This is a genomic window from Micromonospora sp. CNZ297, from assembly GCF_007827625.1.
In genome coordinates, this window is record NZ_VISU01000008.1 from 191,839 (window position 1) to 214,970 (window position 23,132).

The 23,132-nt window shown below is 72.6% G+C and carries 24 protein-coding genes; 11 read left to right on the forward strand and 13 right to left on the reverse strand.

The annotated features are described in order from the left end of the window. Positions 1–156: 156 nt before the first annotated feature. Positions 157–378 carry a hypothetical protein gene (locus FB454_RS17020; protein WP_013287683.1) on the reverse strand — a complete coding sequence of 74 codons (222 nt, stop codon included), beginning with the start codon at positions 376–378 and terminating at the stop codon, positions 157–159. A 210-nt stretch (positions 379–588) separates the two neighbouring features. Further along, positions 589–1,986, reverse strand: coding sequence for an NYN domain-containing protein (locus FB454_RS17025; protein WP_013475730.1), 1,398 nt, complete (start codon positions 1,984–1,986; stop codon positions 589–591). A 127-nt stretch (positions 1,987–2,113) separates the two neighbouring features. Here FB454_RS17025 and FB454_RS17030 point away from each other — a divergent pair, with 127 nt between their 5' ends. The 5 genes from FB454_RS17030 to FB454_RS17050 all read left to right on the forward strand — a co-directional run bounded on the left by FB454_RS17030 (position 2,114) and on the right by FB454_RS17050 (position 7,564). Next, positions 2,114–3,868, forward strand: coding sequence for a DEDD exonuclease domain-containing protein (locus FB454_RS17030; RefSeq protein ID WP_145823167.1), 1,755 nt, complete (start codon positions 2,114–2,116; stop codon positions 3,866–3,868). 129 nt (positions 3,869–3,997) lie between these two features. Further along, a complete protein-coding gene (locus FB454_RS17035) occupies positions 3,998–5,785 on the forward strand; it encodes a RelA/SpoT family protein (protein WP_013287686.1) in 1,788 nt (595 codons plus the stop codon). A gap of 39 nt (positions 5,786–5,824) precedes the next feature. Further along, the gene (locus tag FB454_RS17040) at positions 5,825–6,352 is read left to right on the forward strand and encodes an NUDIX hydrolase (RefSeq protein ID WP_013287687.1); all 528 of its coding nucleotides are present in this window, start codon (positions 5,825–5,827) and stop codon (positions 6,350–6,352) included. Next, entirely contained in the window at positions 6,349–7,224 is an 876-nt protein-coding gene (locus FB454_RS17045; protein WP_071098283.1) for a nucleotidyltransferase family protein, read from the forward strand. Before FB454_RS17040 ends, FB454_RS17045 begins: the two co-directional genes overlap by 4 nt. Positions 7,225–7,276: 52 nt before the next feature. Then, a complete protein-coding gene (locus FB454_RS17050) occupies positions 7,277–7,564 on the forward strand; it encodes an Lrp/AsnC family transcriptional regulator (RefSeq protein ID WP_013287689.1) in 288 nt (95 codons plus the stop codon). 61 nt (positions 7,565–7,625) lie between these two features. Here the strand turns inward: FB454_RS17050 and FB454_RS17055 are convergent, their stop codons facing one another. The 5 genes from FB454_RS17055 to ctaE all read right to left on the reverse strand — a co-directional run bounded on the left by FB454_RS17055 (position 7,626) and on the right by ctaE (position 12,794). Continuing rightward, positions 7,626–8,294, reverse strand: a complete 669-nt coding sequence (locus tag FB454_RS17055; RefSeq protein ID WP_013287690.1) for a DUF4142 domain-containing protein — start codon at positions 8,292–8,294, stop codon at positions 7,626–7,628. Positions 8,295–8,504: 210 nt separating this feature from the next. Then, on the reverse strand, positions 8,505–10,136 hold the full coding sequence (qcrB, locus tag FB454_RS17060; protein ID WP_013287691.1) for a cytochrome bc1 complex cytochrome b subunit: 1,632 nt from the start codon (positions 10,134–10,136) through the stop codon (positions 8,505–8,507). Continuing rightward, entirely contained in the window at positions 10,133–11,221 is a 1,089-nt protein-coding gene (gene qcrA, locus FB454_RS17065) for a cytochrome bc1 complex Rieske iron-sulfur subunit (protein ID WP_013287692.1), read from the reverse strand. The genes qcrB and qcrA overlap by 4 nt, the downstream gene beginning before the upstream one ends. 67 nt (positions 11,222–11,288) lie before the next feature. Further along, on the reverse strand, positions 11,289–12,122 hold the full coding sequence (gene qcrC, locus FB454_RS17070) for a cytochrome bc1 complex diheme cytochrome c subunit (protein ID WP_013287693.1): 834 nt from the start codon (positions 12,120–12,122) through the stop codon (positions 11,289–11,291). 72 nt (positions 12,123–12,194) lie between these two features. Then, on the reverse strand, positions 12,195–12,794 hold the full coding sequence (ctaE, locus tag FB454_RS17075) for an aa3-type cytochrome oxidase subunit III (RefSeq protein WP_013287694.1): 600 nt from the start codon (positions 12,792–12,794) through the stop codon (positions 12,195–12,197). Between the two features lie 108 nt (positions 12,795–12,902). Between ctaE and FB454_RS17080 the strand changes: the two genes are divergently transcribed. The 4 genes from FB454_RS17080 (at position 12,903) to FB454_RS17095 (ending at position 15,843) form a co-directional block, all read left to right on the forward strand. After that, positions 12,903–13,856, forward strand: a complete 954-nt coding sequence (locus FB454_RS17080) for a cytochrome c oxidase assembly protein (protein WP_013287695.1) — start codon at positions 12,903–12,905, stop codon at positions 13,854–13,856. A 104-nt stretch (positions 13,857–13,960) separates the two neighbouring features. Next, positions 13,961–14,359, forward strand: coding sequence for a response regulator (locus FB454_RS17085; RefSeq protein ID WP_013287696.1), 399 nt, complete (start codon positions 13,961–13,963; stop codon positions 14,357–14,359). 81 nt (positions 14,360–14,440) lie between these two features. After that, positions 14,441–15,487, forward strand: coding sequence for an anthranilate phosphoribosyltransferase (trpD, locus tag FB454_RS17090; RefSeq protein WP_145823168.1), 1,047 nt, complete (start codon positions 14,441–14,443; stop codon positions 15,485–15,487). Between the two features lie 146 nt (positions 15,488–15,633). After that, a complete protein-coding gene (locus FB454_RS17095; protein WP_013287698.1) occupies positions 15,634–15,843 on the forward strand; it encodes a hypothetical protein in 210 nt (69 codons plus the stop codon). 881 nt (positions 15,844–16,724) lie between these two features. On the opposite strand, the gene FB454_RS17100 is transcribed toward FB454_RS17095, so the two are convergent. Next, positions 16,725–17,153, reverse strand: a complete 429-nt coding sequence (locus FB454_RS17100; RefSeq protein ID WP_013287699.1) for a cytochrome c oxidase subunit 4 — start codon at positions 17,151–17,153, stop codon at positions 16,725–16,727. A gap of 10 nt (positions 17,154–17,163) precedes the next feature. Further along, complete coding sequence (ctaC, locus tag FB454_RS17105; RefSeq protein WP_013287700.1) at positions 17,164–18,135, reverse strand: aa3-type cytochrome oxidase subunit II; 972 nt, start codon at positions 18,133–18,135, stop codon at positions 17,164–17,166. A 171-nt stretch (positions 18,136–18,306) separates the two neighbouring features. Here ctaC and FB454_RS17110 point away from each other — a divergent pair, with 171 nt between their 5' ends. Beyond that, the gene (locus FB454_RS17110; RefSeq protein WP_013287701.1) at positions 18,307–19,458 is read left to right on the forward strand and encodes a cysteine desulfurase family protein; all 1,152 of its coding nucleotides are present in this window, start codon (positions 18,307–18,309) and stop codon (positions 19,456–19,458) included. Beyond that, the gene (locus tag FB454_RS17115; protein ID WP_013287702.1) at positions 19,455–19,673 is read left to right on the forward strand and encodes a sulfurtransferase TusA family protein; all 219 of its coding nucleotides are present in this window, start codon (positions 19,455–19,457) and stop codon (positions 19,671–19,673) included. The genes FB454_RS17110 and FB454_RS17115 overlap by 4 nt, the downstream gene beginning before the upstream one ends. A gap of 66 nt (positions 19,674–19,739) precedes the next feature. Here FB454_RS17115 and FB454_RS17120 read toward each other — a convergent pair whose 3' ends face one another. The 4 genes from FB454_RS17120 to FB454_RS17135 all read right to left on the reverse strand — a co-directional run bounded on the left by FB454_RS17120 (position 19,740) and on the right by FB454_RS17135 (position 23,111). Further along, entirely contained in the window at positions 19,740–20,291 is a 552-nt protein-coding gene (locus FB454_RS17120) for a P-loop nucleotide/nucleoside kinase family protein (RefSeq protein WP_013287703.1), read from the reverse strand. Beyond that, complete coding sequence (locus tag FB454_RS17125) at positions 20,288–21,262, reverse strand: carbohydrate kinase family protein (RefSeq protein WP_013287704.1); 975 nt, start codon at positions 21,260–21,262, stop codon at positions 20,288–20,290. Before FB454_RS17125 ends, FB454_RS17120 begins: the two co-directional genes overlap by 4 nt. A gap of 179 nt (positions 21,263–21,441) precedes the next feature. After that, positions 21,442–21,810, reverse strand: a complete 369-nt coding sequence (gene erpA / locus FB454_RS17130; protein ID WP_013287705.1) for an iron-sulfur cluster insertion protein ErpA — start codon at positions 21,808–21,810, stop codon at positions 21,442–21,444. Between the two features lie 140 nt (positions 21,811–21,950). After that, entirely contained in the window at positions 21,951–23,111 is a 1,161-nt protein-coding gene (locus FB454_RS17135) for a glycerate kinase family protein (protein WP_145823169.1), read from the reverse strand. Between the last annotated feature and the right edge of the window lie 21 nt (positions 23,112–23,132).

Here is a 23,132-nt window from a genome sequence, read left to right on the forward strand (position 1 = left end):
CCGGCCCTCGATCGGGACCGCCGTGCCCGACGCGCGACCCGGCGGCGTGGCCCGGCATCAGTCGGGCAGGGCTCAGGCACGGCACCGGGGCCGGGGGGCGGGCAGCGGACGGCCGACAGAGCCCAGGGTCGACAGAGCCCGGGCAGGCAGGCGGTGTCAGGCGATTCGGCGACGGCCGCCACGGCGGGGCGCCGGTGCCCGTGTCTCAGCCGGTGGGGACGGCAGCACCTCCACGTCGAATCCGGCCCGCGCGAACACCTCGATCGCCCGGTGCTCGGCCGGGCCGAGATCGGCCGGGCCGGAGTCGAACAGGGCGGTCACCAGGCAGCCGGAGCAGCCGGCACCACGGTTGCCGCAGGTGTCGCAGTCGATCAGCATCAACGCCTCCTGACGGGTCGCCGGTGGCGGCCGGGGAAGGAGCCACCACCGTCGGTCACCACGACGCTAACGCTCGGGTACGACAGAACCGGACAACGAGGCAGCAGCCGCCGCGAAACCGAACCACTACGCCGAAGTGGCGCGATCAGCACGCGCGCGACCCCGCCACGTCCCCGAACTGGAGTCGATCAAGCGGCAGAAAGGACGGGCTCAGGAACGCGCCAGGCGCCGCAGCAGCGAGTCGGCGCCCAGCGGGTACGCGCCGTGCCGGCGTACCCCGTCGGCGACCTCGCGGTCCGAGGAGACCACGACCACCGGCCGCCCGGCCGGCTCGGCGCGGACCAGCCGGCGGATCAACTCGTCGGCGGTCTCCCCCTTGCGGGAGAACAGCACCCGCACGCCGCGCGGCGCCGGTGGCAGGCCGTGGATCCGCTCGGCGCCGTCGAAGACGACTGTGACCTCGTCCCCGGTCTGCGCGGCGATCCCGCCCAGCCCGGTGATGAGCCGCTTGCGCTGCTGCTCCAGCGACATCTCGCCGAAGCCGCGCTTGGTCACGTTGTAGCCGTCCACCACCAGGTGCGCCCGCGGCAGCGCGAGCAGCTGGTCGAGGCGGGCCGGGTCGTCGGTGTCGCGGGCCCGCGTCGACGGGCCGGCCGGTGCGGCGCCCGGCTGCTCGGCGAACGCGTCGGCGACGAAGTCGGCCGGGAGCTTGTCCACCGGGTCGAGCGCCAGCTCGCGGCGCAGCCCCACGGCGGCCTGGCCGATCGTCTCCAGCAGCAGCCACAGCCGCGCGTCGTCGACCGAGCGGGCCTCCTTGGCGCTGGCCCGGGCCACTCCGGCGGCGGCCTCCGCCTCGGCCAGCCGGGCCCGGGCGCGGCGCAGCTCGGCGTCCGCGTCGGCGGCGGCGCGGGCTGCCCGCCCCCGCTCGGTGGCGAGCATCTCGGTGGCCTTGCGCTCCCGGGCCTGGGTCTCCCGCAGGGTACGGGTCAGCTGGCGGGCCTCCTCGCGGAGCTGCCCCAGCTCCTCCCGGACCCGGGCCAGCTCGTCGCGCAGCTTCTCCGCCTCGACCCGGGCCACCGCACGGTCGTGCTCGGCGCGGGCGGCCCGCTGTTCGGCCTCGCGTACCAGTTCGGCCACTACCGCGCTGTCTGCCTCGGCGCGTACCGCCTCGCCGCTGGCGTCGATGAGTTCCCGCCAGCCGCGGGGCCGGGCCAGGTAGGCCAGGGCGGCCACCTCGACCGGATCGGCGGCGGCCGGTGCGGTGCCCTCGACCACAGCCGCGCCCAGGTCACCGGCGTCGGCGAGGACCCGGGCGGTGATCCGCTGCCGGAACAGCGGATCGGCGGTGAGCTGCGCGGCGATCGCGGGCGCGCCGAGGCGGGCGCGACGGTTGGGGGCGAACTTGGCGACCCGCCGCAGCGGCACCGGCACCTCGTCGGCGGGCAGGCCGGGCAGCACGGCGGCGGTCAGCGTGACGATCCGCTGCCGGACCGGCTCGGGCAGCACGGGCTCGGGCTCGATCGCGGGTGGCGCGTCCTCATCGGCGGGCACGCCGACCACCGGCTCCTCCACGGAGGAGTGGTCGTCGTACGGCTCGGTGAGGGGCATGAGGCAAGTCTCCCACCCCGAACGGGCCCACCGCCCGGTGAGTGAGCCGATCTCTCATCGTACCCCCGTGGTATCTCCTGGGGCGGCAGTGACAGGAGTGTCGGACCGTGCCGCTAGCGTCCCGCGGGTGACACGAGCGGAGTACGTCCAGGAGTCGCTGGCCGGCCTGGACCCGGCGGGCAGCGGTGTCGACCCGGCGCTGCCGCTCTACGCGACCACCTTCGTGGTGGTCGACCTGGAGACCACCGGCGGCGCTCCCGACGGCGGCGGGATCACCGAGATCGGCGCGGTGAAGGTCCGTGGCGGCGAGGAGCTGGGCGTGCTCGCCACGCTCGTCAACCCGGGCGTGCCGATCCCGCCGTTCATCACCGTGCTCACCGGCATCACCCAGGCCATGCTGCTGCCCGCCCCGCCGATCGAGCAGGTGCTGCCGAGTTTCCTGGAGTTCATCAGCGACGCCGTGCTCGTCGCCCACAACGCGCCGTACGACGTGGGTTTCCTCAAGGCGGCCTGCGCGAAGCACGGCTATCGCTGGCCCAACCCCCGGGTGCTGGACACGGCCGCGCTGGCCCGGCGGGTGCTCACCCGCGACGAGGTGCCCAACCGCAAGCTGGGCACGCTCGCCGCCTACTTCCGCACCGCGACCCAGCCCACCCACCGCGCGCTCGACGACGCGAAGGCCACAGTCGACGTGCTGCACGGGCTGATCGGCCGCCTCGGCGGGCACCGGGTCGGCACGGTCGGCGAGGCGATCGAGTTCGCCCGCGCGGTCACCCCCACCCAGCGCCGCAAGCGGCACCTCGCCGACGGGCTGCCGAAGGTGCCGGGCGTCTACATCTTCCGGGCCGCCGACGACCGGCCGCTCTACGTGGGCACGTCCGGCGACATCGCCACCCGGGTCCGCAGCTACTTCACCGCCGCGGAGAAGCGGGCCCGGATCTCCGAGATGCTCGCCGCCGCCGAGCGGGTGGAGGCGGTCGAGTGCGCCCACTCGCTGGAGGCGGAGGTCCGCGAGCTGCGGCTGATCGCGGCGCACGCGCCGCCGTACAACCGCAGGTCGAAGTATCCGGAGCGCCAGGTGTGGCTGAAGCTCACCGACGAGGCGTACCCCCGGTTGTCGATCGTGCGCGACATCGCGCCCACCGACACGGCCTACCTGGGGCCGTTCCGGTCCCGGCAGGCGGCGGAGCTGGCCGCCGCCGGCTTCCACGACGCGGTGCCGCTGCGGCAGTGCACGCACCGGCTCTCCCGGCGCACCACCATGCCGGCCTGCGCGCTGGCCGAGCTGGGTCGCTGCCCGGCGCCCTGCGAGCACCGGATCACCCCCGAGGAGTACGACGACGCAGCGGCGACGCCGTTCCGCACCGCCACCAGCGACGACCCCGGAGTGGTGGTGGACGCGCTGCTCGCCCGCATCGAGGTGCTGTCGGCCGCCCGGCGGTACGAGGAGGCGGCTGTGGTCCGCGGCCGGCTCGTCGCGGTGCTGCGCGCGGCGGTCCGGATGCAACGGCTGGCCGCGTTGACCGGCATCGCCGAGCTGGCCGCCGCCCGTCCGGCCGCCCGGGGCGGCTGGGAGCTGGCGCTGGTCCGGCACGGCCGGCTCGCCGGGGCCGGGGTGTCCCCGCCGGGTGTCCACCCGCGACCCACCATCGCGGCGATCCGCGCCACCGCCGAGACGGTGCTGCCCGGGCACGGTCCGGTGCCGGCCGCCACCGCCGAGGAGACCGAGCGGATCCTGTCCTGGTTGGAACGACCGGAGACCCGGCTGGTCGAGACGACAGACGGGTGGGCCTCGCCGGTGGCCGGTGCGGGGCGTTTCCGTGACCTGCTGACGAAGGCGGAGAACGGCGGATCCGCCAAACTCTCGACCGAACGCTCATGACCAACTGACCGATCGGACTACCTCGACTCCCTTAGTCTGTTAAAGGAGTGCAGACCTGCCCGATTCGCGGGCTCTGCTCCCGGTCGCCGGTTCCCGGTGGCCGAGGGCCGGGGTGAGGAGGTGTCCCAGGTGGACGTCGACGCCGGACACGGCGCCGCCCTGGGTGGCGCGCTCCCGACCCAGGGCGAACTACCGCTCACCCGCCGCCTGCGTTCCCTGCTCACCTGGCCGACGGCCGACGGCGACCCGGTCACCACACTGGTCCGCGCCCACCGTGGCATCCACGCGAGCGCCGACGCCTCGGTACTGCGCCGGGCCTACACGATCGCCGAGAACATGCACCGCGGCCAGTTCCGCAAGAGCGGCGAGCCGTACATCACCCACCCGCTGGCGGTGGCGCAGATCTGCGCCGACCTCGGCATGGACACCATCACCCTGGTCGCCGCGCTGCTGCACGATACGGTGGAGGACACCCGCTACACGCTCCAGGCGCTCCAGGAGGACTTCGGCCGCGAGGTCGCCCACCTGGTCGACGGCGTGACCAAGTTCGACAAGGCGTTCTACGGCAAGGCCGCCGAGGCGGAGACCGTCCGCAAGATGATCGTGGCGGCCGGCAAGGACGTCCGGGTGCTGGTGATCAAGCTGGCGGACCGGCTGCACAACATGCGTACGCTCGGCGTCCGCTCGGCCGCCTCCCGGGAGCGGATCGCCCGCAAGACCCAGGAGGTGCTGGTCCCGCTCTGCGACCGGCTGGGCATCCAGACGCTCAAACGCGAGCTGGACGACGTGGTGCTGCTGCACCTGCGGCCGGAGGAGCACGCGCGGATCGCCCGGTTCGTGCACGACCGGCCCGGCTGGGACGCCTACCTGGCCGACGTGGTGGCCCGCACCCGGGCGGCGTTGCGCCGCAACCGGGTCGACGCCGACGTCTCCCCCCGCCCCCGGCACCTCTACTCGATCTGGAAGGACACGGTCGCCGGCGACCACGCCGCCCCGTTCGACCTGCCCCGCATCGCGATCGTGGTGGACGGTCCGGCGACCGACTGTTACGCCGCGCTGGGCGCCGTGCACGGGCTCTGGCGGCCGGTGCCGGGCCGGTTCAAGGACTTCATCGCATCCCCGAAGAACAACCTCTACCGGTCGTTGCACACGAGCGTCTGCGGCCCGCAGGACCGCACGGTCGAGGTGCTGATCCGCACCACCGAGATGCACCGCTCCGCGGAGTACGGCGTGGCCGCCCACTACCGCTTCCCCCGGGCCGCGGGCCGGGGCGCCGACCGGGCGGACGAGCTGGCCTGGCTGCGCCGGGTGCTCGACTGGGAGCAGGAGACGGTCGACCCGACCCAGTTCATGGAGTCGCTGCGCTGTGATCTGTCCGAGGCGCAGATCCAGGTGGTGGCCGACGGGCGGCAGGTGGTGCTGCCGGCCGGGGCGACACCTGTCGACCTCGCGTACGAGCTGGGCACCGAGCGCGGCGACCACTGCCTGGCCGCCCGGATCAACGGCCGGCTCGCGCCGCTGTCCTCCGAACTGGAAGAGGGCGACGTGGTGGAGATCTTCACCGAGAACGACGCGGAGAGCGGCTTCGAGGCGGACGTGGCCCCGCGCGGCCCGCGCCGGGAGTGGCTGGGCTTCGTGAAGTCCCCGCACGCCCAGATGCAGATCAACCGCTGGTTCGCCGAGCACACCGAGCCGGGCATCTCGATCGCCGACAAGGTCCGGCTCGGCCGGGCCTCGATCGGCCTGGCGTTGCGCAAGCACAACCGGGGCCTGGCCAGCGACCTGCCGCTGCTGCGGCTGTCCGAGGAACTGGGCTACCCCGACCTGGAGACGCTGCTGGTGGCGGTCTTCGACCGCACCGTCGAGCCGGACACCGTGGTCCAGCAGTTGATCGATCTGGTCGACCACAGGCAGTAGACGGAGCCGGTCCGCGCCGGGACCACTAGCCTGGACGGCATGATCCCCCGCGCGCGTGCCACCGGACGGGCCCTCGGCTACCAGATCTTCTACCGGCTTCCGGTCCCGCTGCGACGGCGGCTGGTCCGGCTGGCCGTACCGAAGTACATCGTCGGCGCGGTCACGCTGGTCAAGGACACGGAGGCCACCGGCGCGGGCCGGATCCTGCTGCTGCGCCAGCCGCCCGGCTACAGCTGGACGCTGCCGGCCGGGCTGCTGCAACGCGGCGAGGCCCCGGTGGTCGGCGCCGCCCGCGAGCTGTACGAGGAATCAGGCGTCCGTCTGTCCCCCGACGCGCTGCGCCCGGCGGTGCCGAACGCGGTGGTGCACGCCAAGGGCTGGGTCGACGTGGTCTTCGAGGCGGAGGTGCCGGCGTCGACCACCGAGCTGAAGGTGGACGGCGCCGAGGTGTTCGAGGCCGCCTTCCATCCGCTCGACGACCTGCCCCGGCTCAGCCGCGCCACCGCCAACCTGCTCGGCTACTACGGCATCGGCCCGCGCGCCGGCGAGCACCCACCGGCCGCGTGAGCACCCCGTACGCGGGCACTGCGGCACCCGGGGTCGAGGTGTGCGCGGTGGTGCTGGCCGCGGGCGAGGGCACCCGGCTGCGCCCGCTCACCGAGCGGGTGCCGAAGGCGCTCTGCCCGGTGGGAAACGTCCCGCTGCTGGACCGGGCGCTGGCGCGGCTGGCCGGGCTCGGCCTGACCGGCCCGGAGCGGGTCGCGGTGAACGCCTGCTACCTGGGCGACCAGGTGGTCGCGCGGGTGGGCGGACGGGCCCACCTGTCGGTCGAGCCGGACGCCCCGCTCGGCACCGCCGGGGGTGTGGGCCGGCTGCGGGACTGGATCGACGGCCGGGGCGTGCTGGTCGGCAACGCCGACGCATACCTGGCCGACCCGCAGGCCCCGCCCGGGCCGGACATCGCCGCGCTGCTGGACGGGTGGGACGGGCACGGCGTACGCCTGCTCGGCCGTCCCGCCGACGACCCGCACGCCCCCGGGACCTTCGACGGCCACGAGTTCGTGGGTTTCTCGCTGCTGCCCTGGCGGCTGGTCCGCGACCTGCCACCCACGTTCGGCGACCTGGTCCGGGCGGTGTGGCGGCCCGCGGAGGCCGCCGGGGCGCTCACAGTCGTGCCCTACCGGGGGACGTTCTACGACACCGGCACCCCGGCCGACTACCTGGCCGCCAACCTGCACGCGGCGGGACCGGACGGACTGGTGGACCCGGCCGCGACGGTGGACGGCCGGGTCACCGGCTCGGTGATCGGCGCGGGCGCGCGGGTGCACGGCGACGTGGACCGGTCGGTGGTGTGGCCTGGTGCGACAGTCGCGGCCGGGGAACGCCTGCGCGAGGTGATCCGGGCCGGGGACGACCTGACCGTCCCGGCGGCGCGGTGAGGGGCGCGGGCTCTAGCATGGGCCTCGTCGCCGACGAACGGAGAACCGTCCCGTGATCACCGCGATCGTGCTGATCGACTGCGCCACCGACTCCATCCCCGAGGTGGCCGAGACCCTGGCCAACCTGCCCGGCGTCAGCGAGGTCTACTCGGTGGCCGGGCACGTCGACCTGATCGCCATGGTCCGGGTCCGGGAGTTCGAGCAGATCGCCCAGGTCATCGCCGGCAGCATCTCGAAGGTGCCGGGCGTGCTCAACACCGAGTCGCACATCGCGTTCCGCGCCTACTCGCAGCACGACCTGGAGGAGGCGTTCGCGATCGGGCTGGCGAACGCCGACTGACACGAGCCGGTGACCGGCCCGCCCTCGCGGGCGGACCGGCCACCGTCGACCGTGCGGTACGTCAGCTCTGGCTGGGCACCGGGGTCTCCGTGGTGCCCGGAGCGGGCTCCTCGGTCTCGGTGCCGCCCGGAGCCGGCGACTCGGTGCCACCCGGGGACGTGGTGCCGCCCGGGCTGGGCGTGCCGCTGGCGCTGGTCTGCGGAACCGGGACGCCCAGGGTCTGGGCCAGGGCCACGAGCGCGTCGTAGTGCGCCTGGAGGACCGGCAGCGCGTCCTGCGCGATCTGCACCACCGACTGCTCCGAGCCCTGCGAGATCTCGGTCTGGGTGGCCTGGATCGCCTGGACGTGGCCGGCGAGCTGCGCGGTCACCCACGCCTTGTCGAACTCGGCCCCGCTGAGGTTGTTCAGCTTGTCCAGGACCTTCTGCTGGTCGGCGGTCGGGTCGGCCGGCAACTGCACGTTGAGCTGCTGCGCGGTCGACTGCACCGTCTGGTCCAGCTGGGTGTGGTCCGTCACGAACATCTTGCCCAGGTCCTTGACCTGCTGGTTCTGACCCTTCTGCTGGGCCAGGTTACCGGCGGTGATCTCGAACAGGTTGACCTGGTGAACCGCCTGCAGGTACTGCGTGTCCTGCGTCGACGGCTGTGCCGCCGCCTGCGCCGCGGCGGCGGGCGCCAGCCCCACGACCACCAGCGCGGCCAGCAGGCCCAGGCGTTTGATTCCCAACATTCGTTCCTCCCCCATGAGACGTCGGACCGCACGGATACCCGGCTGACCGGGGTTATTCCTGCGATTCCACCCGTCCGTGTCGGGGGCGACGGCCGTCGGCGCACCGGCCTCCCGCCGTACGCGGGAGGGAACGGGACGACCGGTGCGGAAACGGCAGTGGCGCCCGCCGGAAGATCCGGCGGGCGCCACTGTCAGTCGTACCGGGGAGGGTCAGCGACGGCTCTCGCCGCTGCCGATCTCCTCCCGCTCCGGCCGGGCCTCGACCGGCGGGTGCCCCGGCGAGACCGGCGCCTCGGCCGGCTTCTCGATCGGGTAGAAGAAGCCCCGGATCGCCGGGCCGAGGGCACCGAGCCGGTTCATCTTCTTCGGCACCACCCAGCCAACGTAGTCCAGCGCCGGCGGGTGACCGTCGTGGCCGTCGGCCGAGGTGAGCGGCTGGTGGACCTCGACGAACCGGCCGTCGGGCAGCCGCTTGATGATGCCGGTCTCCACGCCGTGGGCCAGCACCTCCCGGTCGTGCTGCTGCAGACCCAGGCAGATCCGGTACGTGATGTAGTACGCGATCGGCGGCAGGATCAGCAGGCCGATCCGGCCACCCCAGGTCATCGCGTTCAGGCTGATGTGGAACTTGTCCGCGATGACGTCGTTGGCGCCGGAGAGGGTCAGCACAACGTAGAAGGCGAGCGCCATGGCGCCCACGGCGGTCCGGGCCGGAACGTCCCGGGGCCGCTGGAGCAGGTTGTGGTGCTTGTAGTCCTTGAGGCGGCGCGCCTCCAGGAACGGATACATCGTCGACAGGCCGACCAGGATTCCGGGTAGCACCACAGTCGGCCAGAACAACGGTGGGATGACGTACCCGTTGCCGATCGGGATGTGGATCTCCCAGCCCGGCATGAGGCGGGTCGAGCCGTCGAGGAACATGACGTACCAGTCGGGCTGGCTGGCGGCCGAGACCACCCACGCCTCGTACGGGCCGAACAGCCAGATCGGGTTGATCTGGAACATGCCGCCCATCAGCGCGATCACGCCGAAGACGACCATGAAGAAGCCGCCTTGCTTGAGCGCGTAGCGCGGGAACATCCGCTCGCCGACCACGTTGGAGTTGGTCCGGCCGGGGCCGGGCCACTGGGTGTGCTTCTGCTTGAACACCAGGCCGAGGTGCACGCTGATCAGCGCCACCAGCAGACCCGGGACGAGCAGCACGTGGGCGATGAAGAAGCGGCTGATGATGATGGTGCCGGGGAACTCCCCGCCGAAGATCGACGAGCTGACCCAGGAGCCGATCACCGGGATCGACAGGATGATCGCGGAGGCGATCCGCAGACCGGTGCCGGACAGGCCGTCGTCCGGCAGCGAGTAGCCGGTGAAGCCGGCCAGGAAGCCAACCCAGAACAGCAGCGAGCCGATGATCCAGTTGGTCTCACGGGGCTTGCGGAACGCGCCGGTGAAGAAGACCCGCAGCATGTGGACCACGATGGCGGCCATGAACAGCAGGGCCGACCAGTGGTGCATCTGCCGCATGATCAGACCACCGCGGACATCGAACGAGATGTCCAGGCTGGAGGCGTAGGCGGCCGACATCGGGGTGCCCCGCAGCGGCGCGTAGCTGCCGTTGTAGATGACCTCGGTCATCGCCGGCTCGAAGAAGAACGTCAGGAAGACGCCGGTGAGCAGCAGGACGATGAACGAGAACAGCGCGATCTCGCCGAGCAGGAACGACCAGTGATCGGGGAAGACCTTGTTCAGCAGCTTGCGCAGGGGCGTGGCCACCTGGAAGCGGTCGTCCACCGCCCGCGCGCTCTTGGCCGGCAGCGCTGCTGCATCAAACTTTCGGCGCTTCATGGCCGCTCCCAGAAGTCGGGACCGATGGTCTCGGTGTAGTCGGACTTCGCCACGAAGAAGCCCTCCTCGTCCACCTCGATCGGCAGCTGCGGCAGCGGCCGGTTCGCCGGGCCGAAGATCGGCTTGGCGTTGTCGGTGATGAGGAACTGCGACTGGTGGCAGGGGCAGAGCAGGCGGTTGGTCTGCTGCTCGTAGAGGCTGGCCGGGCAGCCGGCGTGCGTGCAGATCTTGGAGAACGCGACGTAGTTGCCCCACATGTAGTCGCCGTGGCCCTTGCGCTCGTTCGCGGCGCGCGACTTCTGCGCGTCGTCCTCCCGCAGGTGGATGAGCAGGGTCGGCGAGTCGGCGTGCAGGTTGCTCACGCCGCCGTCGATGCCCGGGAACACGGTGAGCTGGCCGCCGACGCTGACGTCGGCCGGGCGGATCGGGCGGCCGTCCTCACGGATCAGCCGGATCTTCTTGCCGCCCTCGCCCGGCTGGAAGCCGGTGGTGAACATCTGGTTGTTCTTGTGCGGCTGCTCGATCAGGCCACCGATCAGCGGGGCCGCGGCCACCGCGCCCACCGGCGCCAGGCCGGCGAGCAGCGAGATGCCGAGCAGCGGCCGGCGACGGACGCCCATCTCGTCGGCCAGGTAGAGCATGGTCTCGCCGGTGATCTTGCGACCCTCCGGGTCGTCGGCCTGGTCGTGCCGGTCCTGGATCGAGACCTCCTTGGGCAGCAGCTTCTTGCCCCAGGTCAGGATGCCGAAACCGATGCCCAGCAGCGCCAGGCCCAGCGTCACGCCGAGCAGCGGCGTGTAGAGCTTGTCGCCGCCGGTACCCGGCTCCCACTGCCACGGCCACCAGATGTAGACCACCAGGAAGGCGGTCGCGAAGACGCCGGTCAGCAGGAACATCAGGGCGACCGTGCGGGTCAGCCGGCGCTCGGCCTTGCTGCCCGGGACCACCTGCGGCTCGTAGTGGACGATCTCGATGTCGTCCCGCCGCGCGCCCTCCTGGACGATGTCGAACCGGGAGAGCCGGGGGTCGTTCACGTCGAGCGGCTCCGGGCCCTGCTGGGCCTGGTGCTCGGTGTGGGTGCTCATGCCGTCACCTCGCTACGGGTGACGCCGGGGGTCGGCGCCACAGCACTGGAAGCATTGATCCGTCCGGTCACGACTTGCCCGCGATCCACAGGCTCGCGAAGACCAGCGCGACGATGCCGACCAGGAAGATCGCGAGACCCTCGGTCGACGGGCCGTAGCGGCCCAGGTTGAAGCCGCCCGGATCGCCGTCGTGCTTCAGCGTCTCCTGGATGTAGGCGATGATGTCCGCCTTCTCCTCGGGCGTGATCTGGTTGTCGCCGAACACCGGCATGTTCTGCGGGCCGCTCAGCATCGCGGCGTAGATCTGCCGGTCGCTGGCCGGCGCCAGGCTCGGCGCGTACTTGCCGGAGGACAGCGCGCCGCCGCCGCCGCTGAAGGCGTGGCACTGCGAGCAGTTGATCCGGAACAGCTCACCACCGGTGGACAGGTTGGCGCCCTCACGCAGGTCGCCGTTGGGGACCTCCGGGCCGCCGCCGAGCTCCTGGATGTACTGCCCGAGCTGGCGCACCTGCTCGTCGGTGAACTGCGGCGGCTTGCGCATGGCCTGGGCCTCCTGCCGGGCCATCGGCATGCGACCGCTGCTGACCTGGAACTCGACCGAGGCCGCTCCGACGCCGATCAGGCTCGGACCGCGGCCCTCGACGCCCTGGGCGTTGCGACCGTGACAGGTCACACAGCTCACATCGAACAGCGCCTTGCCCTCGTTGCCTGCGGCGGTCAACGGAGGGTTGTCCTGCGCCTGCACGCCGGGGGCGAAGACGGTGTAGGCACCGCCGGCCAGCATCAGCGCGGCGAACAGCCGGACCGCGGCACCCAGCCGGCGGCGGCCCCTGCTGCGCGCTACGGGCCGCCCGCGCAGCCGCGCGAGCAGACCGCGTCGGCGGTCGTTGTCAGAAGTCATGACCTGTGTCCTTAACCGGTTGGACCTTGTCTCAGGGGACGGAGCAGCGGCGCGGTTCGTGACGCGCCAAGATCACTGGAGCCAGTAGATCATGGCGTAGAGCCCGATCCACACGACGTCCACGAAGTGCCAGTAGTAGGACACGACGATCGCCGAGGTCGCCTGGGCGGGGGTGAACCGGCCCATCGTGGTACGGATCATGAAGATCACGAAGGCGATGAGGCCGCCGGTCACGTGCAGACCGTGGAAGCCGGTGGTGAGGTAGAACATCGACCCGTAACCGTCTTCGTTGATCTTCACACCCTCGTGCACCAGGGTCCGGTACTCGTTCAGCTGACCGAGCACGAAGATCAGACCCATCACGAAGGTGATCGTGAACCACCGGCGCAGAGCGTGGACGTCACCGCGCTCGGCCGCGAACACGCCGATCTGGCAGGTGATCGAGGAGAGCACCAGGATCACCGTGAACGTGGTCGCGTACGGGATGTTCAGCACCTCGGTGTGCTTCTCCCACTGCTCCGGCGCCGCCGCGCGGATGGAGAAGTACATCGCGAACAGCGCCGCGAAGAACATGAGTTCGCTGGAGAGCCACACGATCGTCCCGACGCTGACCATGTTGGGTCGGGTCAGGGAGTGGATCCGGCTCTTGTCAATGGCTGGGGCCGCAGTCACGCGGTCATTATTGCCCCTGACCGGGACCGACGATCAGCGGGGTGCCAAACCGGTCCCTTCCGTGGCCCGATCGTGGTGGTCCGCTTCGCCTGACCTACCCTGAAAAGCGTGCTGCACGTCGATCAGATCCGCGCCGTCACCTCGGCTGTTCCGGCGACACTGGCGGCGGGAGGCGAAGGCGCCCCGCCGCCGTTCACCGTGACCCGGGTCCTCACCGAGACCCGGCTGGACAGCTGGCTCACGCTGGGCATCGTCCTGGCCGCCGGCCTCTACCTCTACGGGGTGCACAGGCTGCGGCTGCGCGGCGACCGCTGGCCGGTCATCCGTACCGTGTCGTTCCTCGGCCCCGGCCTCGGCGGAATCGCCCTGGTCACGCTCACCGGCCTCGGCGCGTACGACACCGCCCTGCTCTCGGTGCACATGGTGCAGCACATGGTGCTGTCCATGATCGCGCCGATCTTCCTGGCGCTCGGCGCCCCGGTGACGCTGGCGCTGCGCACGCTGCCGGTGCGGCCCCGCAAGCGGCTGCTCGCGATCGTGCACAGCAAGGTGATCCGGATCTACAGCTTCCCGCTCGTGGCGTTCGCCATCTTCGTGGTGAACCCGTTCGCGCTGTACTTCACCGACCTCTACGAGTTCACGCTGCGCCACGAGTGGGCGCACGAACTGGTCCATGCGCACTTCATCGCCACCGGCTGCGTCTTCTTCTGGCCGCTGCTCGGCCTGGACCCGCTGCCCGGCCGCTGGCCGTACCCGGGGCGCGCGCTGCTCATGCTGCTCTCGGTGCCGTTCCACACCGTCCTCGGCCTGACCATCATGCAGAGCACCACGCTGTTCGGCGGCGACTGGTACCCGTCGCTCAACCTGTCCTGGTCCGACCCCTGGAACGACCAGGTGGTCGCCGGCGGCATCCTGTGGGCCGGCGGCGAGTTCGTCAGCGTCACCATGCTCGCCGTCCTGGTCGTCCAGTGGGTCAAGCAGTCCGAGCGCGAGGCCCGCCGGCTCGACCGCGAGCTGGACCGCCAGGAGGCCCGCCAGCGCGCCGCGGAGGCGAGCACCTGACGGCACGTTCCGGGGTACGCCCCGAGCCCGCCGGGCGGGGCGACGGCCCGGATGTGACGACCGCTACGATCAGCGGGCAGCTACGAGGTGGGAGCCACGTCACGATGAGCGATCGTCTTTGCACCGTCCTGCTCTACAGCGACGACCCGAAGGTCCGCGACCGGATGCGGCTCGCCGTGGGCACCCGGCCGGCGCCCGGGATCGAGATCGAGTTCGTCGAGGCCGACGACTACAACGCCTGCATCCGGCTGGTCGACGACTACGAGATCGACCTGCTCCTGCTCGACGGCGAGGCGACCCCGGGCGGCGGCATCGGCATCGCCCGCCAGATCAAGGACGACCGGGACGACGCGCCGCCGACCTGCGTGGTGCTGGCTCGCGCCGCCGACCGCTGGCTGGCCGCGTACGCCGAGGTCGACGCCACGCTGACCCACCCGCTGGACCCGGTGGTCGCCGGCAGCACCGTGGCGGAGCTGCTGCGCCGCACCCACGCCGCGGCCTGATCCCTCCGGTCCTCGCGCGCCACGGCGACGCGGCCGTGGCGCGCCCCAACCGCTTTCCTCACGCCGCTCGGGAGGCCCGCCATGGGCGAACGGACCTGGCCGCTTCTGCTCAACGCGCTGCTGCGCGGCGAGGAGCTTTCCACCGCCGACACCGCGTGGGCGATGGGCGAGATCATGGCCGGCTCGGCCACCCCCGCGCAGATCGCCGGGTTCGCCGTGGCGCTGCGCACCAAGGGTGAGACCCCCGCCGAGCTGGGCGGCCTGGTCGAGGCCATGCTGACCCGCGCGGTGCCGGTGCACCTGCCCGAGGACGTACGCGCGACCGCGCTGGACGTGGTCGGCACCGGCGGAGACCTCGCGCACACGGTGAACATCTCCACCATGGCGGCGCTGGTGGTCGCCGGGGCCGGGGTCCGCGTGGTCAAGCACGGCAACCGGGCCGCCTCCTCCTCGTGTGGCACCGCCGACGTGCTGGAGCAGCTCGGCGTACCCCTCGACCTGGCACCGGAGCAGGTGGCCCGCTGCGTCACCGAGGCCGGCATCGGCTTCTGCTTCGCCGCCCGCTTCCACCCCGGCATGCGCCACACCGGCCCGGTCCGGCGCGAGATCGGCGTACCCACCGCGTTCAACTTCCTCGGCCCGCTGACCAACCCGGCGCGGCCCCGCGCGGGCGCCGTGGGCTGCTTCGACAAGCGGATGGCCCCGGTGATGGCCGCCGTCTTCGCGGCCCGTGGCGACTCCGCGATCGTGGTACGCGGCGAGGACGGCCTGGACGAGTTCAGCACCGGCGCCCCCACCCGGGTCTGGGTGGCGCAGCAGGGCAGCGTCACCGAGGCCGTGCTGGACGCGACGAACCTCGGCGTGCCCCGGGCCACCCTGGCCGACCTGCGCGGCGGGGACGCGGTCTACAACGCCGACGTCGTCCGCCGCCTGCTCGCCGGTGAGACCGGCCCGGTGCGGGACGCGGTGCTGGTCAACGCCGCTGTCGCGCTTGCCACCCAGGGTCCGCTCGACGGCGATCTGCACGAGGTGCTGCGGGCCAACCTGGACCGGGCCGCCGAGGCGGTCGACTCGGGCGCCGCCGCGGCCGCGCTGGAGCGCTGGCTCGAGGTGGCGCGCACCGCCTGACGGCGGCCTGGCGCGGGTGTTGTCGTACCCGCGTGCCAAACTACACGGGAGTTATTTTCCGTTTTCGGTCTTTCCGTTTTCGGTCTCTGGTCCGCCGGCCGGCGTCTCACCGCCTGGGCCGGCGCCCGGAGCGAGAGGAGCCTCCCGTGTCTGACCGCGAGCTGCACTGTGACACCTGCGAGGGCGTCGTGCTGTTCGAGGCGCCGCCGTGCGGCGACGGGCACGGCGCCGACTGCCCGGAGCTGATCTGCACCGGTTGCGGCGCGGCAGTGGTGATCGCCACGTTCACGTTCCGCGAGACCCGCCTGGCGAGCCGCCGCACACCCCGCCGGCCGTCCCACCCCCGGGCCGCCTGACCGCCGCTCCCTCCCGCCCTCCCGCCCTTCCGCCCGTCCGCGCCCTGTCGGCGCGCCGCGCCTGTCCGCGCCTCTTGGCGCCCCCGCGCCTGTCCGCGCCTCTTTGCGCCTCCGCGCCTGTCCGCGCCTCTTGCGCCCTCGCGCCTCTTTGCGCCCCCGTGCCGCGCGCGGCCGCCCACCCTTCTCCACTCCGCCCCGCCCCACCCCACCCCGCCCGACAGCCCAACCGTCCGCCGCTCGTGATCAAGGAGTTTGTGTCCCCCGCGGTCGCCCCGGTGGACCCAAACTCCTTGATCACCGCTTGGTGGCCGGGGTGGCGAGGGCTCTCCCCGGCCGAACCGGTGATCAAGGGGTTTGTGTCATCGACGGCGCGCGAAAGTGCCTCAAACTCCTTGATCAACGAGGCCGGGCCGGCGCGGGAGCGCACGGTGGCCGGCGCTCGCCTGGGCGGTCGGCGGTGCGCGCAAGGCGTGAGGGCGGGCGTCGGGCCTTCGGGCGTGAGGTGTCGGCCCTGACTCGTCACGGCACCCGGCCTTGAACGCGGACAAGCGGTGCGGTGAGCGAGATCTTGGAAGGAAAGGGCCCCTATGAGGGCGCTTTGCTTCCAAGATCTCCTGTGGTCCTGGCAAGTGGAACGGCGCTTCCGGTGAATGGAACGGCCCGGTGAGCGAGAACCCGGGTGGTGAGTGTCGGAGGTGGAGCGGGCACCAGGCCGACCGCACGGGCGACGATCATGAGGTTGGCGGGGACAAAAAGGACCGCCAGCGCCGTCAACTTCATGATCGACGGGGACGGGCGGGGGGTGGGGGGCGGAGGGTGGGGGGAAAGCGGCAGGCCCGCCTCCCCCGGTGGGGGGTGGCGGGCCTGCGGCGGTGGGTCTGTCAGTGCTCGGCGGTACGGCGGGTGCCCGAGTAGTACTCGAACAGCAGCCCGCAGGTGGCGAGGACGACCGCCACCAGGCCCAGTCCCAGCAGCCAGAACTGCCAGAACACCAGGCCGAGACCGGCGATCGCGGCGGCCAGCGCCAGCCCGAACGGCCAGTAGCTGCCAGGGCTGAAGAAGCCGACCTCACCGGCGCCGTCGGCGATCTCGCCGTCCGGCCGGTCCTCGGGGCGCAGGTCGATACGGCGGGAGACGAACCAGAAGAAGCCGCCGCACATCGCGCAGAGCAGGAAGGACAGCAGCAGCGCCACCGTGCCGATCCACTCGACGTGACCGCCGCTGTCGGCGTACGTCCAGGCGCCGTAGAGGATCGTCGCGCCGAGGAGGAACGTGGCGATGGTCAGGAAGATCTTCCACTCGGTCTTCATGCCGGACCCCTCAGCTTCCCGCGCCGGCCGTCGCGTCGGACGGGTTGAAGTTGTTCACGTCGCGCCGGGTGTCGAACGGCTTCGTCTCGGTGGCGTACTCTTCCTCACCGATCGCGCCGAGCGCCTCCTGGGTCGACTTGCCGGCCTTCTTGGCCGCCAGGAACTGGTCGTACTTCTCCGGCGAGACGACCCGCAGCTCGAAGTTCATGAAGGCGTGGTAGCTGCCGCACAGCTCGGCGCAGCGGCCGACGAACGCGCCCTCCTGGTCGATGCTGGAGACCTCGAACGTGTTGCGCACGTTGCCCGGCATGACGTCCCGCTTGAACAGCAGCTCCGGCACCCAGAACGAGTGGATGACGTCGCGGCTGGTCTCCTCGAAGCGGATCGAGCGGCCGCTGGGCAGCACCAGCACCGGGATGACCTCGCTGGTGCCGAGCACCGAGGCGACGGTGTTGGCCTCGGTGCCCTGGCCGTCGCGGTAGTTGAACTGCCAGTTCCACTTGAACGCGACGACCTCGACGGTGACGTCCGGGTTCTTCGACTGCTTGTTCACGTCGGTCTGCACGACCGCCGTGTAGTAGAAGAGCACGGAGACCACGAGGATCGGCGCGATGGTGTAGAGGAACTCCATCGGCAGGTTGTAGCGGGTCTGCACCGGCAGCTCGTTGCCGCGCTTGCGGTAGCGGACCACGCACCAGAAGATCAGGCCCCATACGAACACGCCGACGGCGAGCGCCGCGATGCAGGACGCGATCCACAGGTCGTACATGCGGTGCGACTCGGGCGTGATGCCGCCCTGCGGCCAGCCGAACCCGCCGAACGCCTTACCGACGTCACAGCCGGTGAGCGAGACCAGCAGCGCCGCCGCGCCGAGACCGAGCCCGGCGATTCGACCAGCACCACGCCGCCGGCGTCCACCGGCCCCCGGGGAAGCGCTGTGCCGTACGGCCGAGCGCCGTACCTCCGAACTCCTTGCGACCACCTGGTCCTGCCTCCCTAGCGCGCCGCGGCGGTTGTTCTCCTTGACACCGACGGCAAAGGCGTCACCGACGGTCGCAGATTACTCGACCATGACCGGCCAGGCCGTCTTGGGGTCGCTGTCCACCCCCATCGGGGGGATCTTGGGCGTAACCGGGCGATAGCGTGGAGCCTCATGAGCGTCTCCCCGGTCTACCTGGACGCCGCCAGCGCGGCGCCGCTGCATCCGGTCGCGCGGCAGGCGATGCTGGCCGCACTGGACGACGGCTGGGCGGACCCGGCCCGGCTCTACTCGGCGGCCCGCCGGGCTCGCCAGCTCCTCGACGCCGCGCGCGAGGCCGCCGCGCAGACGCTCGGCGTCCGCGCCGACGAGCTGTCCTTCACCCCCAGCGGTACGGCGGCAGCGCACGCCGCCGTACTCGGAGGCCTGGCCGGGCGGCGGCGGGCCGGGGCGACGCTGGTGCACTCGGCGATCGAGCACTCGGCGGTGCTGCACGCCGCGGAGCGGCACACGGCAGGTGGCGGCGCGGCGGTGTCCGTACCCGTGGACCGGTCGGGCCGGGTGGACCTGGACGCCTGGGCGGCGGCGGTGGCCGCGCCCGGCGTGGCCCTCGCGGCGTTGATCGGGGCCAGTCACGAGGTGGGCACTGTGCAGCCGGTGCCCGCGGCGGCGGAGCTGTGCGCCGAGGCGGGCGTGCCGCTGTACGTGGACGCGGCGCAGCTGGCCGGGCGGGCGCCGCTGCCGTCGGGCTGGTCGGTGCTGACCGCCAGCGCGCACAAGTGGGGCGGACCGCCCGGTGTCGGACTGCTCGTGGTGCGCAAGGGCACCCGGTGGGAGTCGCCGTACCCGGCCGACGAGCGGGAGTCGGGGCGTACCCCCGGGGTGGTGAACCTGCCGGCGGTGGTCGCGGCGGCGGCGAGCCTGCGCGCGGCGGCGGCCGACGCGGCGGCGGAGGCGGCCCGGCTGGGTCCGCTTGTCGACCGGATCCGGGCGCGGGTGGCGGCCGAGGTGCCGGACGTGGAGGTGGTCGGCGACCCGGTGGACCGGTTGCCGCACCTGGTGACCTTCTCCTGCCTGTACGTCGACGGCGAGGCGTTGCTGCACGCGCTGGACCGGCGCGGGTTCGCGGTGTCCTCCGGCTCGTCGTGCACGTCGTCGACGTTGCGCCCGTCACACGTGCTGGAGGCGATGGGGGTGCTGTCGCACGGCAACGTGCGGGTGTCGCTGCACCGGGAGACCACCGAGGCGGACGTGGAGCGGTTCCTGGCCGAGCTGCCCGGGATCGTGGCGAACCTGCGGGCGGAGGCGGGGGTGACGGACCTGTGAGCGAGCCGGACGAGGTGCTGGACTGCCGGGGGCAGCGCTGCCCGCTACCGGTGATCAATCTCGCCCGGCTGGTGCCCGGCCTGCCGGCCGGCGCGGTGGTACGGGTGCTGGCCGACGATCCGGCGGCGGCGGTGGACATCCCGGCGTGGTGCCGGATGCGCGGCCACGAGTTCCTCGCCGAGCGCCCGGGGCCCGCCTACGACGTCCGGGTGTAAGGAAGGGCCCCTTCTTAACGCCTCAGGTAGAGGAAGGGGCCCTTCTTAACGCCGGCCGACCGGCCGTCAGCGCAGGTACGCGAGGATGCCCGGCAGCGGGTCGGCGGCCACGGCGGTGTCGACCACCAGGCGCGGGCCGATCAGCGGCTCGTACTCGGCCCGGCGGCGCAGCGTCTGCTCCCAGGTGCCGTGTTCCTCGGGCGGGCGGGCCTCGACCCGGCGGCGGTGCTCCGCCTCGTCGCCGCAGTGCACCTCGATCACCCGCAGCGGCACGCCGGCCCGTTCGGCCACGTCGTGCCAGAGGCCCCGGGCGCTGGCGACCGGGTTCACCGCGTCGACCACCACGCTGAGCCCGAGGCCGAGCTGCACCTCGGCCAGCCCGGCGACCGCGCCGTAGGCGGCCATGCCGGGTACGTCGCCGGTGAGGCCGTAGCGGTGCAGGGCGCGCTCGACCGGGTCGACCGGCAGGACCGGGGCGCGCAGGGCGGCGCCGACCCGGGCGGCGAGCGTGGTCTTGCCCACGCCCGGCAGCCCGGCGAACGCGACGAGCACCGGACCGCCGCCGCCGGGGCGGACCTCCGGGTCCACCCCTCCGGCCGGGGCCGCCGGGCCGGTCACAGCAGGTGCGGCCGGACGTCCTCGGCGGCCGCGTCACCGTACGACTCGGCGAGTCGCTTCACGAACAGGTCGCGGCGGACCTCGTACTCCTGGCCGCCGAAGTTCTCCAGCACGAGCGTGGCCAGCAGGCAGCCGACCTGGGCCGCCCGCTCCAGGCCGACGCCCCAGTCGAGCGCGGCGAAGAAACCGGCCCGGAAGCCGTCGCCGACACCGGTCGGGTCGACCGCCTGCATCTCCCGCGCGATCGGCACCCGGATCGTGCCGATCTCCCGGCCGGCGATCTCCACACCCTGCTTGCCCAGCGTGGTGACCCGCACCTTGACCCGGTCCAGCAGCTGCTCGTCGGTAAGGCCGGCCTTGCTCTGGAGCAGCGACTTCTCGTACTCGTTGGTCATCAGGTAGTCGGCACCGTCGATCAGGCCGAGCACGTCCTCGCCGTCCATCCGGGCCAGCTGCTGCGACGGGTCGGCGACGAAGGAGTAGCCGCGGTCCCGGCACTCGCCGGAGTGCCTGATCATCGCGGCCGGGTCGTTGGCGCTGACCAGCACCAGGTCCAGACCGCCGAGGCGCTGCGCCACCGGGGCCAGCTCGATGTTGCGGGCCTCGCTCATCGCCCCGGCGTAGAAGGAGGCGATCTGGCACATGTCGGTGTCGGTGGTGCAGACGAAGCGTGCCGTGTGCGCGACCTCGCTGACGTGCACCGAGTCGCAGTCGACGCCGTGGCGCTCCAGCCAGGAGCGGTAGTCGGCGAAGTCGGCGCCGACCGCGCCGAGCAGCACCGGGCGCAGCCCGAGCTGAGCCATGCCGAAGGCGATGTTCGCCGCGGTGCCGCCGCGGCGGAGCACCAGCTCGTCGACGAGGAAGGACAGCGAGACCTTGTCGAGCTGGTCGGCGATGAGCTGGTCGGCGAATCGGCCGGGGAAGCTCATCAGGTGGTCGGTCGCGATCGAGCCGGTCACGGCGATCTTCATGTCAACCCTCGGGGTCGGGAGCACGGCGCGGTCAGCCTACCGGCCCCCGGGCCGCACGGACGGCGGTCGGTCACCAACCGGTCGATCGGCGCACATCCGGACGTCACGCGCAGGGGGTACGACGAAACGGCGGGCCGCCCCACCCGGGACGGCCCGCCGTTGTCGGTCGGTCTGTCGACTCAGCTGAAGGAGTCGCCGCAGGCGCAGGAGTTGCCCGCGTTCGGGTTGTCGATGGTGAAGCCCTGGGCGTCGATCCGGTCGGCGAAGTCGATGGTGGCGCCGGCCAGGTAGGGGGCGCTCATCCGGTCGACGACGACCTCGACACCGTCGAAGTCGGTGACGACGTCACCGTCGAGCGAGCGCTCGTCGAAGAACAGCTGGTACCGCAGGCCGGAGCAGCCACCCGGCTGCACGGCGACCCGGAGCCGCAGGTCGTCGCGGCCCTCCTGCTCGATCAGGGCCTTGACCTTCTGCGCCGCGACGTCGGTGAGGACGACGGTGCTGGGGGCCTTGGCCTCGGTCGACTCGGTCTGCGCTGGCGTGGTCACGTGGAAGTCTCCCTGCGCGGTATGAGGTCCGGACGTCCTGGCCAACGCCGCACGTCCGCCAGTGATTCCCGGTGTGGTCCGTCTTTCGATCGTACGCCGCCTCCGGCGTCACCACCCCGCGGCGTGACCAGCGGAACCGGTCAGCGGCTCCATTGCCGCGCCAGGCGGGCGCCGAGCGCGCGCAGCCCTTCGGCCGGGCGGGCCATCGCCGCGTCCACTCCCCCGTGCTCCTCGCCGCCGAAGTGCTCCACGAGGCTGTGCGCCTCGGTGACACCGGCCGCTGCCGCCTCCCGCCGCCCGGTGCTCACCCGTCCCGCCAGCACCACGCAGGGCACGCCCCGGTCCCGGGCCGCCCCGGCCACACCGGCGACCACCTTGCCGCGCAGTGACTGGTGGTCGAACGAGCCCTCGCCGGTGATCACCAGGTCGGCGGCGTCGAGCTCGGCGTCCAGCCCCACCGCGCGGGTGACCAGGCCGATGCCGGATTCGCACCGGCCGCCGAGCGCCAGCACCGCCGCACCGAGGCCGCCTGCGGCGCCGCCGCCGGGCAGCGCGCCCAGCCCGGACGGGCAGCCGGGCAGGCGCTCGGTCAGCACCTCCGCCCAGCGGGTCAACGCGGCGTCCAGCAGCAGCACGCCGGCCCGGTCGGCGCCCTTCTGCGGGCCGAAGACGCTGCTCGCGCCGTGCAGCCCGAGCAGCGGGTTGTCCACGTCGGTGGCGGCGACGAGCGTCGCGCCGCGCAGCCGGGGCTCCCCGTCGAGCGCGGCCACATCGGCGAGCGCCGCGCCGCCGTACGGCAGGGCCCGGCCGGCGCCGTCCAGCGGCGTGACGCCCAGCGGGACGAGCATCCCGGCGCCCCCGTCGTTGGTGGCCGAGCCGCCCAGCCCCACCACCACCGTCCGCGCGCCCGCCTCGACCGCGGCGGCGACGAGCAGCCCCAGCCCGTACGAGGTGGTGGCCTTCGGGTCGCGTTCGGCGGCGGTGAGCAGGTGCAGTCCGCACGCCTGCGCGCTCTCCAGGTACGCCGTGCCGTCGTCGGTGAGCAGGATCTCACCGGCGGCCGGGCGGCCCAGCGGGTCGACGGTGGGCACCGGCACCCGGCGTCCGCCGAGCGCCCCGGCGAGCACGTCGACGAACCCCGGCCCGCCGTCGGCGAGCGGCCGGGCCAGCAGGTCGTCGCCGGGCGCGACGTCACGCCAGCCGTCGGCCACCGCGGCGGCCACGTCGGGGGCCGACAGCGTGCCGGCGAACTTGTCCGGACAGAGCAGCACGCGCATGCGCAGCAGTGTGGCAGGCCACATCGGGGACGGCTGCGCGGTGGT

Coding starts and splice junctions, on each gene's coding strand:
- FB454_RS17020 (WP_013287683.1), bottom strand. CDS start 378: ATGCTGATCGACTGCGACACCTGCGGCAACCGTGGTGCCGGCTGCTCC.
- FB454_RS17025 (WP_013475730.1), bottom strand. CDS start 1,986: ATGCCCCTCACCGAGCCGTACGACGACCACTCCTCCGTGGAGGAGCCG.
- FB454_RS17040 (WP_013287687.1), top strand. CDS start 5,825: ATGATCCCCCGCGCGCGTGCCACCGGACGGGCCCTCGGCTACCAGATC.
- FB454_RS17055 (WP_013287690.1), bottom strand. CDS start 8,294: ATGTTGGGAATCAAACGCCTGGGCCTGCTGGCCGCGCTGGTGGTCGTG.
- qcrB (WP_013287691.1), bottom strand. CDS start 10,136: ATGAAGCGCCGAAAGTTTGATGCAGCAGCGCTGCCGGCCAAGAGCGCG.
- qcrA (WP_013287692.1), bottom strand. CDS start 11,221: ATGAGCACCCACACCGAGCACCAGGCCCAGCAGGGCCCGGAGCCGCTC.
- qcrC (WP_013287693.1), bottom strand. CDS start 12,122: ATGACTTCTGACAACGACCGCCGACGCGGTCTGCTCGCGCGGCTGCGC.
- FB454_RS17085 (WP_013287696.1), top strand. CDS start 13,961: ATGAGCGATCGTCTTTGCACCGTCCTGCTCTACAGCGACGACCCGAAG.
- trpD (WP_145823168.1), top strand. CDS start 14,441: ATGGGCGAACGGACCTGGCCGCTTCTGCTCAACGCGCTGCTGCGCGGC.
- FB454_RS17100 (WP_013287699.1), bottom strand. CDS start 17,153: ATGAAGACCGAGTGGAAGATCTTCCTGACCATCGCCACGTTCCTCCTC.
- FB454_RS17110 (WP_013287701.1), top strand. CDS start 18,307: ATGAGCGTCTCCCCGGTCTACCTGGACGCCGCCAGCGCGGCGCCGCTG.
- FB454_RS17125 (WP_013287704.1), bottom strand. CDS start 21,262: ATGAAGATCGCCGTGACCGGCTCGATCGCGACCGACCACCTGATGAGC.
- FB454_RS17135 (WP_145823169.1), bottom strand. CDS start 23,111: ATGTGGCCTGCCACACTGCTGCGCATGCGCGTGCTGCTCTGTCCGGAC.